The organism is Pseudomonas sp. LA5 (genome assembly GCF_028640825.1).
GTDB lineage: Bacteria > Pseudomonadota > Gammaproteobacteria > Pseudomonadales > Pseudomonadaceae > Chryseomonas > Chryseomonas aestiva.
In genome coordinates, this window is record NZ_JAQYZY010000060.1 from 192,546 (window position 1) to 205,233 (window position 12,688).

The window sequence follows — 12,688 nt, forward strand, 5'->3', positions numbered from 1 at the left end:
AAGGCCATTTTTTCGTTCACGACAGGAACCGCCATGACCACGACCGACCTCATCGACGCCTACTACGCCGCCTTCAATGCCGGCGATATGGACATCTTTCTGGAGTTGCTCACCGATGATGTGGTCCACGACATCAACCAGGGCGAGCGTCAGGTGGGCAAGGCCGCCTTCGCGGCCTTCATGGCACACATGAATCGCTGCTATCGCGAACGCCTGACCGATTTGGTCGTCATGGCCGAACCCAGCGGGCGCCGCGCCGCCGCGGAATTCGTCATCCATGGCGAGTACCTGGCCAGCGATGAAGGCCTGCCGCCGGCCAGCGGCCAGACCTATCGCCTGCCGGTGGGGGCCTTCTTCGAGATCCGCGACGGCAAGGTGGCGCGGGTAACCAACTACTACAATCTCAACGACTGGATCGCCCAGGTCGGCGGCTGACGTCCGTCAGTTGACGGGAGCGCCGTCCCCTCGGCAGGGGTCGCATGGAGACCACCCCTGACCCAGGAGTTTCCATGCCCACTCTTCCCAGCGATTCCGTCTGCAGCCTGGCCCCCGTCTTCGCCGTCCAGCCCGATCAGCTCGAGGCCTTCAAGCGCCTGGGCGAGGCCATGCTGCAGCGCACCCGGAACGAACCCGGCTGCCTCTACTATGGCTTCTGCTACGACGGCGCCACGGCGCGCTGCCGCGAAGGCTATCGCGATGCCAAAGCGCTGCTGGCCCACCTGGACAACGTCGGCGATCTGCTGGAGCAGGCCCAGGCCATCGCCACCCTGGAACGCTTCGAGGTGTTCGGTGCGGCCGATCAGCTGGAGCGGCTGCGCGAGCCGCTGGCGGCGCTGAATGCGCGCTTCTTCGTCATGGCCGAAGGCTTCCGCCGCTAGCCTGGGGCGGCTGCTGCGGCGCCAGGCGCGGCAGCAGCACCTTGAGAATGCGCTTGCGAGTCGGCACCACCAGCCGCTCCTGGAACAGCACGCAGAGCACCACCACTGCCAGCAGGAACAGCCAGTACCATTCGATGGAGTTGGTATAGGCCCCGGCGGCGGCGATGCAGACCTCGCGATTGCCGCTCAGACAGGCCTTGAGATCGCCGCCGATCAGCTGCTCCAGGGTCATGTAGATTCCCGACAGGGGCACATGCAGGGCGAACATCGACAGCGAAGCGCCGCCGAGTCGCGGCGACCAGTGGCGGATGCGCTCGCTGGCCGGTTCCTGGGCCAGCGCGGCCAGATAGACCAGGATCAGTTGCGACGGCAGGAACAGGCCGTTATGGAACAGGAAGTACCAGAACTTGGGCCCATGGGTGAAGAGTGCCGTACCCAGGGCGAAACTCAGGATCAGGTAGCTCGCCAGCAACAGCCGCTGCCGTTCCGACGGCGCCCAGCCCCGCGCGTGCTGGCGACGAAAGACGGCATACAGCAGGATGCCGGCAAGGAATTCCGGCAAGCGGAAAAGGGGCACCCGCTGCAGAAGACCGGTGAAGGGCATGCCATAGTTCTGGTTGGCGATCACCAGCAGCGGCGGAATCAGATAGAGCACCCAGACCAGCAGCAACAACTGCCAGGGACGCTCGCTGGTCATCAGTCGCGGGGCCAGCTTGGGAAAGGTCAGATAGAAGAAGAACAGCGCCGAGATCGACCAGAGGGGCGCGTTGAAGGTCAGGTAATAGGGATTCCACGCCTGCAGCATGAATAGCTGCAGCACGGCGTTGAAGGCGAGCTCCGCGTTGCTCATGAAGTGCTGGAACAGTTCGGGGTTGGTTCGCGCCAGGGGTTCGTTGGTGTCGAACACCACGAAGCGGATACTGGCCGTGGCGGCGCCCGGCGGAATACCCAGACTGCCGATCCAGGTCACCACCGCCATCGCCAGCAGCAGGGCGAAGATGTGGATCGGATAGAGATTGGCGAAACGCTTGATCCAGAAACTGCGCGCCGGCTCGCGCAGGCTACCGCGACCGCAATAGACATGGGCGAGCAGAAAGCCGGAGAGCACGAAGAAGGTGCTGGTGGCGAAGAAGCCCATGCTGGTGATCTCGTCCAGCAGGGGGATGGTCTTGCGCTCGGGATAGAAATGGATGGTGTGGTAGACGACCACATAGAAACCCATCAGGAACCTGAGCCACTCCAGACCGATGAAGCGGTGTTTATCTAAAGTCTGCACTAAGGCGTTACTCGTCTGGCCTCGTCCGCGGGACGATGGGTCCGCCCAACAGCGCCGGATCGGTTATGTTACCCGCACCTGCCAACCGGGGCTGCTAACCGCGACCCAGTACACCGATCACTAGGCGATCCAGCGAACCCCACAGCCATTCGCGCGCCCGTCTCCACCAGGGGCGACTGCGCCAGAATTCCAGGGTGATCTCGCGGCTCTGGGCGAAATCCTTGACGAAGCTGGCCGCCACCGCCTGACTCAGGCCGCGATCCACCGCTTCGACATTGGCCTCCAGGTTGAACCTCAGATTCCAGTGATCGAAGTTGCAGGAGCCGACACTGACCCAGTTGTCCACCAGCACCATCTTGGCGTGGATGAATCTCGGCTGGTATTCGTAGATGCGTACACCGGCGCGCAACAGACTGCGGTAGTAGCGTTGCCCGGCGAAACGCACCGGCGGATTATCGGTGTGCCGACCGGTGAGCAGCAGGCGCACGTCGACGCCGCGGCGCGCCGCGCGCCTGAGCGCCCAGCGCACGCGCCAGGTCGGCAGGAAATAGGGAGTGGCGAACCAGATGCGTTGCTGGCCGCCCACCAGGGCCCGAATCAGTGCCTGGAGGATGTCTCGGTGCTGGCGGGCGTCGGCATAGGCCACCCGGCCCTGCCCTTCCTGGGCAGCGGGTGGTGGCGGTGGACGCTCGCGCCCGCGCCGCGGACGCGGCTTCCAGGCGCGGCGGCGACCGACCGCTTCCCATTGACGCTCGAACAGGGCCAGCCAGTCTTCCACCAGCGGCCCCTGGATGCGCACCATCACCTCGTGCCAGTTGCAGTCGCTCTTGGCCGGATCCCAGAAGTCGTCGGTCGCGCCGCTACCACCGACGAAGGCTTCTGCGCCGTCGATGATGAAGATCTTGCGATGATCGCGGTGCAGGTTGTGCAGGCCGTGGCCGAAGCGCACGGGATTGAAGACGCGCAGCTCGGCGCCGGCTTCCTCCAGCTGACGGCGCAAGCCGGCATCCATCCGCAGGGTACCGAAGCCATCGAACAGGCAGCGTACCGCGACGCCGCGTCGGGCCGCCTCGGTCAGAGCCACGAGCAGTTGCTCGGAGCAGCTGCCGGTTTCCACCAGATAGAGTTCGACATCGATCTGGCGACTGGCGCCAGCGATGGATTCGAGCATGGCCGGAAAGAACCGACCGCCGTCCACCAGCAATTCGAACCTGTTGTTTTCCCGCCATGGAAAGACGGCGCCCCGCATGCTTCCTACTCCGTGCCTGTGGCCCTTGCATAAGAAGGCACGGACGGGTGTTCGTTCAGTGGCGTGCGTGGTTTGGCTGGCCAGGTGCCGGCCCGGGAAGTCCCGCCAGCTCTGGCACGCCGCCTAGTCCGCGGCCTGCGCCGATGGACGGCGGCTGCTCGCTGCTGGCGCAGGCCCTCAGGGCGCCTAGAGCGTTGGCTCGGGCCGCTTGGCGGCCCAGTCCACCTGCTGGGGGAAGCGTCCGGTCACCTCGGCGCTCAGCGGGCGGGAAACCAGGAAGCCCTGCATGATTTCGCAGCCGTGCTCGATCAGCCAGTCACGCTGCTCCAGGGTCTCCACGCCTTCGGCGATAACTTCCAGATCCAGGTTGCGGCCTAGCTCGAGGATGGTGCTGACGATGGCGGCATCGCGCGAGGAATCGAGCATGTTGGCGATGAACAGCTGATCGATCTTGAGGGTATCCAGCTCGAAGTGGCGCAGGTACGCCAGCGAGGAATAGCCGGTGCCGAAGTCGTCCACCGCGATGCGCACACCGAGGGCGCGCAGTTGCGACAGCTGCGCCCGCGTGTAGTCGATGTCGTGCATCAGCGCCGACTCGGTCACCTCGATTTCCAGCTGCCTGGGCTTCAGCCCATGGGTCTCGATGATCTGGCGCAGGCTTTCCGCCAATTGCGGCATGCCGAACTGCACGGGGCTGAGGTTGATGCTCAGCAACAGTTCGTCGCCGTAGATCTCCTGCAGGGACTGCAGCTTGGTGGCGCCTTCGCGGAAGATCCAGTCGCCGATGCGGTTGATCAGCCGGGTCTCTTCCAGCAGCGGGATGAAGACACTGGGCGAGACCTTGCCGGCCACCGTGTGCTCCCAGCGCAGCAGCGCCTCGAAGCCGCGCAGGCGACCATCGCGCAGATAGACCTGCGGCTGGTAGGCAAGCACGAAATCCTTGTTGTCGATGGCGTTGCGCACGCTTTCTTCGAGCATCAGCCGGGAACGCGCACGGCCATTCATTTCCGGCGAGAAGAAGCGATACTGCTGGCGCCCGCCACGCTTGGCCTCGTACATGGCGATGTCGGCGGATCTCAGCAGGCCGTCCACGGTATGGCCGCAATCGGGATAGCTGGCGATGCCGATGCTGGCGCCCAGGCTGACCTCCATGCCGTCGATGCGATGCACCGTGGCCAGCAGCTCCAGGAGCTTCTCGGCGACGCGGGCGGCATCCTCGGGATGTTCGAGGGAATCGAGCAGCGCGGTGAATTCGTCGCCGCCCATGCGGGCCAGGATGTCGTAGGGCCGCATGCAGCTCTTGAGCTGCTCGGCGACGATGCACAGCACCCGATCCCCGGCCTCGTGGCCGAGCGAATCATTGATGCGCTTGAAACCGTCGAGATCGATGTAGAGCACGGCCATGCGCTTGCCGTTGCGGCCGCTGCGCGCCAGCGCCGCCTCCAGGGTCTGGTTGAAGCCGCGGCGATTGAGCAGCCCGGTCAGGGCATCGGTGACGGCCTGGGATTCGAGCTGGTCCTGCAACTCGCGCATGCGCGACATGTCCAGGGCGATGATGACCATGGCCCGCTGCATGCGCGGCAGCGGTGCGCAGGACAGCGCCACCGGCAGGCTGTCGCCGCGATTGGTGCGCAGGCGGGCGTCGTGCAGGCGATAGGTCTCGCGGCGGTCGTAGTGTTCCATGAAGGGCGAGGTCTGCCAGTCGTCGAGACCGCTGCCCCCTTCGAGGAAGTCGAGGAAGTTGGCATGCACCAGGTCACTGACGCTGCAGCGCAACATGCGGGCGATGGCGGCGTTGGCGAAGGTCACCCGGCCCTGCTCGTTGACGGTGAGGATGCCCTCGGCGGCATTGTCGAGCAGCGAGTCGCTGAAGGACTTGGCCAGCTCCAGCTGCTGGGTGGCCTGCAGCAACTCGCGACGATTGCGCTCGTGATCGAGCAGCGAGCGCACCTTGTGGCGGAGGATATTGGGATCGACGGGCTTGAGCAGATAGTCGACCGCGCCGGTGGCATAGCCACGCAGCACCGATTCGTAGGAGTGGGCCTCGGCGGAAACGAAGATGATCGGGGTGAAGCGGGTACGCAGGTTGCTGCGCATGATGCGCGCCACCTCGAAGCCGTCCATGATCGGCATCTGGACGTCGAGCAGGACCAGGTCCACGGTTTCGTCCAGCAGGTGTTGCAGGGCACGCTCACCCGAGGCAGCGGTGATCACTCGCCAATTTCCGACCTCCAGCACGGCCTGCATGGCGAACAGGTTCTCCTGGCGGTCGTCCACCACCAGCAACACCGGGCCTTGCTCTGACTGCGGTAACGGGCACTCCATCAAGCCTTTTCTCCCCGCGGCTTCTGCCGCCGTGCAGCAGCCATATGCGGCTGGCTACCCCTTCCCTTCGTGTCCGTTATGCGATGTGTCGCTCCAACCCTACTAGCGTAGCAGCCGGACAGGCGCCTGCCGCCTGCCATTTGACAGGAGGAGGCCTTTGCGACGTCTATCAGAGCGCAAAATGGAAAAGCAGTTTCCGCCGCCCTTCACGAGGGCGTGGAAACTGCGGTTCACGGGCGACGAGCGGTCATTACTGGGCGGGGGTGCCGGTCGCTCCGGGCAGGGGACGCAGATTGACCTCGACGCGACGATTCTGCGCCCGGCCGTCGGCGGTGGCGTTACTGGCGATGGGCGCATCGGGACCGGCGCCGCGGGTGCTCAGCCGCGCCGCGGGTACGCCCTGGGCGGTCAGGTAGCCGGCGACGTTCTGCGCCCGGCGCTGGGACAACTCGACGTTATGGGCGCGGCTGCCGGTGCTGTCGGTATAGCCGACGATCTCGATGCTGTTCTGATCGAACTGCTTGAAGGAATTGGCCAGGTCGTTCAGCGGCTTGTAGAAGCTGTTGGCGATGTCGGCCGAATCGGTGGCGAAGGTGATGTTGCCGGGCATGATCAGCTTGATGTCATCGCCCTGGCGCTGCACCTCGACGCCGGTGTTTTCCATCTGCCGGCGCAATTCGGCTTCCTGGCGGTCGGCGTAATAGCCATAGCCCGCTGCCGCTGCGCCCACGGCCGCGGCGCCGATCAGCGCACCCTTGCCCCGATGATTGTGATCGATGGCAGCACCGGCGACGGCGCCGGCGAGAGCGCCCAGGCCACCGTACTTGGCGGTGTTGGAGGTGCCACCGCTGGCCTGACCCTGATTTTCGTAGGGATTGGGGGAAGCGCATCCAGCCAGGGTGGCCAGGGCCAGGCTGGCGAGAAGGATACGGGTGGGCAGCGCCATGTCTTTACTCCTTGAAGATCCATTGCGGCGAATGGGGCCGCACCCGGCAATTCTAGCCGCGTGATCTGAATCGCAACTGAACGAAGCGGCGCCCCTGGACACTTATCGCGATAGTGAGCCTCTAAACACACGATAGGCAGAATCGAAGATGGATAGCTTGCATATCGATTTTTCACGATCTAAGGTTCGCTACAACCCAATATGACGATGCGACCGTGATGGACGAGATCCTCAAAGCCCTGGCCAATCCTCTGCGCCGCCAGATCCTCGACTGGCTGCGCGATCCCCGGCGGTACTTTCCGCACCAGGACCATGACCTGGGTACGGGCGTCTGCGCCGGGCAGATCGAGGCCCGTGCCAGGCTGTCGCAGTCGACGGTCTCAGCGCACCTGGCGGTACTGACCCGGGCCGGCCTGGTCACCACGCGGCGCATCGGCCAATGGGTGTTCTACCAACGCGACGAGGCCGCCATCCAGGCCTTTGTGCAACGTCTCGCTCGCGAACTCTAGTCTGCAAGGAATCCTGATGCCCGCTTCTCTCATCGTGCTGGCGCTGAGCGCTTTCGCCATCGGTACCACCGAATTCGTCATCATGGGCCTGCTGCCCAACGTCGCCGCCGATCTCGGCGTGTCCATCCCCAGCGCCGGCTGGCTGGTCACCGGCTATGCCCTGGGCGTGGCCGTCGGCGCGCCCTTCATGGCCTTGGCCACGGCCCACTGGCCGCGCAAGCGCGCCCTGCTCGCCCTGATGGGCATCTTCATCGTCGGCAACCTGCTCTGCGCGGTGGCCAGCGGCTACAACATGCTCATGCTGGCGCGGGTGGTCACCGCCCTCTGCCATGGCGCCTTCTTCGGTATCGGCGCGGTCGTCGCCGCGAGCCTGGTCCCGGAGAATCGCCGCGCCTCGGCGGTGGCCCTGATGTTCACCGGCCTGACCCTGGCCAATGTGCTGGGCGTGCCCCTGGGTACCGCCCTGGGCCAGGCGGCCGGCTGGCGCTCGACCTTCTGGGCGGTGGTAATGATCGGCGTGGTCGCCCTGATCGGGCTCTGGCGGGTACTGCCGGCCGACCGCAACCAGCCGCGCGCAGACCTGCGCCGGGAGCTGCTCGCCCTGCGCGGCCTGGGCTTCTGGCTGGCGCTGTCGATGACGGTGTTCTTCGCCGCCTCCATGTTCGCCCTCTTCACCTATGTGGCGCCGCTGCTGCAGGAAGTCACCGGTGTCTCGCCGCGCGGCGTCACTGGCACCCTGCTGCTGATCGGCCTGGGCCTGACCCTGGGCAACTTCATCGGCGGCCGCCTGGCCGACTGGCGCCTGGCTACCAGCCTGGTAGGCATCTTCGTCGCCCTGGCGCTGACCTCCGCCGCGCTGCGCTGGACCGGCCACGCTTTCCTGCCGGCGGAAATCACTCTCTTCCTCTGGGCCGCGGCCGCCTTCGCCGCCGTGCCGGCCCTGCAGATCAACGTGGTCACCTTCGGCAAGGACGCGCCAAATCTGGTCTCGACCCTCAACATCGGCGCCTTCAACGTGGGCAATGCCCTCGGCGCCTGGGTCGGCGGCCTGGTGATCGACCACGGCCTGGGTCTTACCGCGGTACCCCTTGCCGCCAGCGGGCTCGCCCTGCTGGCCCTCATCGCCACCCTGCTGACCGCCAGCCAGGCCCGCAAGAGCGGCCTGGCGACCGCCAGCTAATCAAGAGAGCTAGCCATGACTCAGCTGTTCGAGCCGATCAAGATCGGCGCCCTGGAACTGCCCAACCGCGTCATCATGGCGCCCCTCACTCGCTGCCGCGCCGAACCGGGCCGGGTCCCGGGCGACCTGATGGTCGAGTACTACGTGCAACGCGCATCCGCCGGCCTGATCATCACCGAGGCCACCTCGGTGGACCCCATGGGCGTGGGTTATCCCGACACCCCCGGCATCTGGTCCGACGCGCAGGTGGCTGGCTGGCAACGGGTGACCACTGCCGTGCACAAGGCCGGTGGCCGCATCGTGCTGCAACTCTGGCATGTGGGCCGCATCTCCGATCCCCGTTACCTCGACGGCGAACTGCCAGTGGCGCCCAGCGCCATCGCTGCCCAGGGTCACGTCAGCCTGCTGCGCCCCAAGCGTGACTATGTCACCCCGCGGGCGCTGGAAACCGCCGAGATCCCCGGTATCGTCGCCGCCTATCGGCATGGCGCCGAGAACGCCAAACGTGCCGGCTTCGACGGCGTCGAGGTCCATGGGGCCAACGGCTATCTGCTCGACCAGTTCCTGCAGAGCGACACCAACCAGCGTACCGACAACTATGGCGGCTCCATCGAGAATCGCGCCCGGCTGCTGCTGGAAGTGACCGATGCCTGCATCGATGTCTGGGGCGCCGATCGCGTCGGCGTGCACCTGTCCACCCGTGGCGACATGCACACCATGGGCGACAGCGACCCCGCCGCCACCTTTGGCCATGTCGCCCGCGAGCTGGGCCAGCGCCAGGTCGCCTTCATCTGCATCCGCGAAGCGGCCGGCAGTGATAGCCTCGGCCCGGACCTCAAGGCGGCCTTTGGTGGCGTGTACATCGCCAACGAGAAATTCGACAAGGCCAAGGCCAATGCCTGGCTGGACGAAGGCAAGGCCGATGCCGTGGCTTTCGGCGTGCCCTTCATCGCCAACCCGGATCTGCCGCAACGGCTGGAACAGGACGCCGCGCTGAACGAGCCGCACCCGGACACCTTCTACAGCAAGGGCCCGGTGGGCTACATCGACTATCCGCGGCTGTAATTTTCTTCGCCGTTAGGAAAAGCCCGCCAATTGGCGGGCTTTTTTATCGGCGGGAAATAGATGACCGTAGCATCGGAGCTTTGGTTTATCGCGGCCAAGGGCCGCTCCTACAGTGGCGTCCGTGCCTGTAGGAGCGGTCTCTACGGCGCACCGGCATGGCCGCGATTGGCAATGCTCCATCACAGGAACCGCCGTATCAGCGGACCGCCATTGATGGATCAGACAGCCCAGGCCAGAACGCGCGGATCGCCGCCACTCCCTGGGCGCCGGCCTGCCAGGCGCCGGCGAGATCGTCATCGCCCAGCCCCCCCAGCAGATAGGCCGGCAGGTTGCAGTCGGCCAGCAGTTGCTGGGCCTTGACCCAGCCCAGGGTCGGGGCGCCGGGATGGCTCGCGGTGGGCATCACCGGCGACAGGGTGATGAAATCCACCCCCATCTGCTGGGCCAGGGCCAGCTCCTCGGCGTCGTGGCAGGAAGCCGCCAGCAGGCGCTGCTCCGGGAAGGGTCGGCCATTGGGCGCATAACGACGCAGTTGCTCGGCGGTCAGGTGCCAGCCGGCGGCAGGAAAATCGCCCAGCCATTCCAGCGGTCCCTTGAGCATCAGCTGGGCGCGTCCGGTGCAGAGCCCCTGGACGTCGCCCGCCAGGTCGCGGTACTGCGGATCGAAGTTGTCCGGCGTGCGCAGCTGGACCAGGCGGATGCCACTGTCCAGGGCCCGGTGCAGGCCGTTGAGCAATTCCGCAGTGGTCAATTCGCCAGGGGTGATGAGGTAGCGGTCTGGCAGACGCGCCGCCTGGACGATGGGCCGATTGGCCGCCGGGAAGTCGTAGTTGACCAGGTCACGCGGGGCCACCCAGGCCAGCGGCTGGCCTTCGGCGCCATGGGCGTCGCCGCTGAAGGCGTCCACCTGCCAGACATCCAGCAGTACCGCCTGGTCGGGATAGTCGTGGCGCACCTGCAGCAGCGGGCGAGCCGCTGTCACCTGGATACCCAGCTCTTCGGCCAGTTCGCGCGCAAGGGCCACGGCCGGAGCTTCACCGGCCTCCACCTTGCCTCCCGGAAACTCCCAGAGGCCGCCCTGGTGCTTGTGCGCGGGGCGTTGGGCGATAAGGATCTGCCCCTGGGGGTCGCGGATCACCGCCGCGACGACATGCAGACGAGTCATGCGCTCTGCTCCTCCGTTTCAGCCTCCGCCAGCCAGCGCTGGAAGGCCGGCCAGGCGTAGATGGTTTCGACATAGGCGGCCGCCTCGGCCGACAGTTCCACCCCGTAGCTGCGGAAGCGGCTGGCGACCGGGGCATAGAAGGCATCGGCGATGGTCGGCGTACCGAACAGGTAGGGGCCCTGCTGGCCATAGCGCTCGCGGCATTCGCGCCACAGGCGCTGGATGCGCTGGATGTCTTCCACCGCCTCGGCGGTGGTCGACTTCAGCCGCTGGCGGCGACGCAGATCCATGGGCAGCTCGCGGCGCAGGGCCAGGAAGCCACTGTGCATCTCGGCGCACAGGGCGCGGGCATGGGCGCGGGCCAGGGTGTCCGTCGGCCACAGCCCGGCATCGGGATAGGCCTCGGCGAGATACTCGACGATGGCCAGGGAATCCCAGATGGTGCCCTCGGCAAGTTTGAGCACCGGCACCTTGCCGGTAGGCGACTGGGCCTTGAGCAGGGCGCGGCTGTTGGGGGTATAGAGCGGGATCGACACCTCCTCGAAGGCGGCGCCGCTGAGCTCCATGGCCAGCCAGGCCCGTAACGACCAGGAGGAGAAATTCTTGTTGCCGATCACGAGTTGCAGCTGGGACATGCGGGGATTCCTCGAAACGATGCGGCCCGCGAGGACCGCCGCAGGCGCCCGCCGGAGCGGACGCCCAGGCGTCGGGTAGCCGTCAGGTACGGTACTCGGCGTTGATCTTCACATAGTCGTGGGACAGGTCGGTGGTCCAGATGGTCTCGCTATGGCTGCCGCGACCCAGCTCGATGCGGATCTCGATCTCGGCCTGGGCCATGACCCGCGCGCCCTGCTCTTCCGTATAGGTGGCCTCGCGACCGCCCTGCTGGCAGATCTGCACGCCGCCAAGGAAGACGTCGATCAGGCTGACATCCAGCTGGGGCACGCCGGCCCGGCCGACGGCGGCGAGGATGCGGCCCCAGTTGGGATCGGAGGCGAACAGCGCGGTCTTGATCAGCGGCGAATGGGCCACGGCGTAGCCGACGTCCAGGCACTCCTGGGCATTGCCGCCACCATTTACCTGCACGGTGACGAACTTGGTGGCACCCTCGCCGTCACGCACGATGGCCTGGGCCAGTTCGGCGAATACCGCGAACACCGCCTCGCGCAGTTGCTCGAAGGCGCCGCCGCTGGGCTGGGTGATTTCCGCCATGGCCGCCTGGCCGGTGGCCACCAGCATGCAGCAGTCGTTGGTGGAGGTGTCGCCATCGATGGTGATGCGGTTGAAGGAGCGGTTGGCGGCGTCGGCCAGCAGATCCTGCAGCAGGCCCCGGGCGACCTTGGCGTCGGTGGCCACGTAGCCGAGCATGGTCGCCATGTTCGGCTTGATCATGCCGGCGCCCTTGCTGATACCGGTCACGGTAACGGTGATGCCGTCCACCTGGAACTGGCGGCTGGCGCCCTTGGGCAGGGTGTCGGTGGTCATGATGCCGGTGGCGGCAGCGGCCCAGTTGTCTTCGGCCAGATCGGCCAGGGCGGCCGGCAGCGCGGCTTCGATCTTCTCCACGGGCAGCGGTTCGCCGATCACCCCGGTGGAGAACGGCAGCACCGCCTCCTCGCCGACGCTGGCCAGGGTGGCCAGGGTCTTGGTGATGCGCTCGGCCGCGGCCAGACCGGGCTGCCCGGTACCGGCGTTGGCGTTACCGGTGTTGGTCAGCAGGTAGCGCACGGGACCAGCAAAGCGCTGGCGGGCGACGATCACCGGCGCGGCGCAGAAGGCGTTCAGGGTGAAGACCCCGGCCACGCTGGAGCCTTCGGCACAGCGCATCACCACCACATCCTTGCGCCCGGGACGCTTGATGCCGGCGGAGGCGATACCGAGTTCGAAACCGGGAACCGGGTGCAGCGTGGAGAGCGGACCGAGACCGACAGCCATGGGAAAACTCCAGTGAAAGAAAAGGAAACGCCGCGAGCGGAAAACCGGTCGCGGCGTGGAAAGCAGCCTTCCCGCGCTCGCCTCGCCCAGCCTGGGCAAGGGGCGCAGACAGCCTAGCGGGTGGAGTTTACAACCTGTCGGCGCCTATGCCGACAGGTTG

Annotated in this window: 11 protein-coding genes and 1 pseudogene; 5 read left to right on the forward strand and 7 right to left on the reverse strand. The window is 66.3% G+C overall.

The features are described 5' to 3' along the window. Window positions 1-33 precede the first annotated feature (33 nt). Together PVZ72_RS23485 and PVZ72_RS23490 are read left to right on the forward strand one after the other, a co-directional pair. A complete protein-coding gene (locus PVZ72_RS23485; RefSeq protein WP_273863130.1) occupies window positions 34-435 on the forward strand; it encodes a ketosteroid isomerase-related protein in 402 nt (133 codons plus the stop codon). A gap of 74 nt (window positions 436-509) precedes the next feature. Continuing rightward, window positions 510-878 carry a putative quinol monooxygenase gene (locus tag PVZ72_RS23490; protein WP_273863131.1) on the forward strand — a complete coding sequence of 123 codons (369 nt, stop codon included), beginning with the start codon at window positions 510-512 and terminating at the stop codon, window positions 876-878. Here the strand turns inward: PVZ72_RS23490 and PVZ72_RS23495 are convergent. The 4 genes and pseudogenes from PVZ72_RS23495 to PVZ72_RS23510 form a co-directional block, all read right to left on the reverse strand. Next, on the reverse strand, window positions 853-2,154 hold the full coding sequence (locus PVZ72_RS23495) for an acyltransferase family protein (protein WP_273863132.1): 1,302 nt from the start codon (window positions 2,152-2,154) through the stop codon (window positions 853-855). The genes PVZ72_RS23490 and PVZ72_RS23495 overlap by 26 nt on opposite strands. 94 nt (window positions 2,155-2,248) lie before the next feature. Beyond that, window positions 2,249-3,403 (reverse strand): phospholipase D-like domain-containing protein, encoded by a 1,155-nt coding sequence (locus tag PVZ72_RS23500; protein WP_273863133.1) that lies wholly within the window; start codon window positions 3,401-3,403, stop codon window positions 2,249-2,251. Window positions 3,404-3,589: 186 nt separating this feature from the next. Further along, window positions 3,590-5,728: a putative bifunctional diguanylate cyclase/phosphodiesterase gene (locus PVZ72_RS23505; protein WP_273863134.1), complete on the reverse strand. Its 2,139-nt coding sequence runs from the start codon at window positions 5,726-5,728 to the stop codon at window positions 3,590-3,592. Window positions 5,729-5,978: 250 nt separating this feature from the next. Then, window positions 5,979-6,697 (reverse strand): annotated as a pseudogene (locus tag PVZ72_RS23510) (OmpA family protein). Between the two features lie 195 nt (window positions 6,698-6,892). Here PVZ72_RS23510 and PVZ72_RS23515 point away from each other — a divergent pair. The 3 genes from PVZ72_RS23515 to PVZ72_RS23525 are packed head-to-tail and all read left to right on the forward strand — an operon-like array spanning window position 6,893 to window position 9,428. Then, on the forward strand, window positions 6,893-7,183 hold the full coding sequence (locus tag PVZ72_RS23515; protein WP_273863196.1) for an ArsR/SmtB family transcription factor: 291 nt from the start codon (window positions 6,893-6,895) through the stop codon (window positions 7,181-7,183). A gap of 16 nt (window positions 7,184-7,199) precedes the next feature. Continuing rightward, a complete protein-coding gene (locus PVZ72_RS23520) occupies window positions 7,200-8,363 on the forward strand; it encodes an MFS transporter (protein ID WP_273863135.1) in 1,164 nt (387 codons plus the stop codon). Window positions 8,364-8,378: 15 nt separating this feature from the next. Continuing rightward, window positions 8,379-9,428: an alkene reductase gene (locus PVZ72_RS23525; protein ID WP_093254064.1), complete on the forward strand. Its 1,050-nt coding sequence runs from the start codon at window positions 8,379-8,381 to the stop codon at window positions 9,426-9,428. A gap of 196 nt (window positions 9,429-9,624) precedes the next feature. Here the strand turns inward: PVZ72_RS23525 and PVZ72_RS23530 are convergent, their stop codons facing one another. The 3 genes from PVZ72_RS23530 to argJ all read right to left on the reverse strand — a co-directional run bounded on the left by PVZ72_RS23530 (window position 9,625) and on the right by argJ (window position 12,528). Beyond that, window positions 9,625-10,593 carry a Nudix family hydrolase gene (locus tag PVZ72_RS23530; protein WP_273863136.1) on the reverse strand — a complete coding sequence of 323 codons (969 nt, stop codon included), beginning with the start codon at window positions 10,591-10,593 and terminating at the stop codon, window positions 9,625-9,627. After that, complete coding sequence (locus PVZ72_RS23535; protein WP_133862118.1) at window positions 10,590-11,228, reverse strand: glutathione S-transferase family protein; 639 nt, start codon at window positions 11,226-11,228, stop codon at window positions 10,590-10,592. The genes PVZ72_RS23530 and PVZ72_RS23535 overlap by 4 nt, the downstream gene beginning before the upstream one ends. An 82-nt stretch (window positions 11,229-11,310) precedes the next feature. Beyond that, window positions 11,311-12,528 (reverse strand): bifunctional glutamate N-acetyltransferase/amino-acid acetyltransferase ArgJ, encoded by a 1,218-nt coding sequence (argJ, locus tag PVZ72_RS23540; protein ID WP_273863137.1) that lies wholly within the window; start codon window positions 12,526-12,528, stop codon window positions 11,311-11,313. Window positions 12,529-12,688 lie beyond the last annotated feature (160 nt).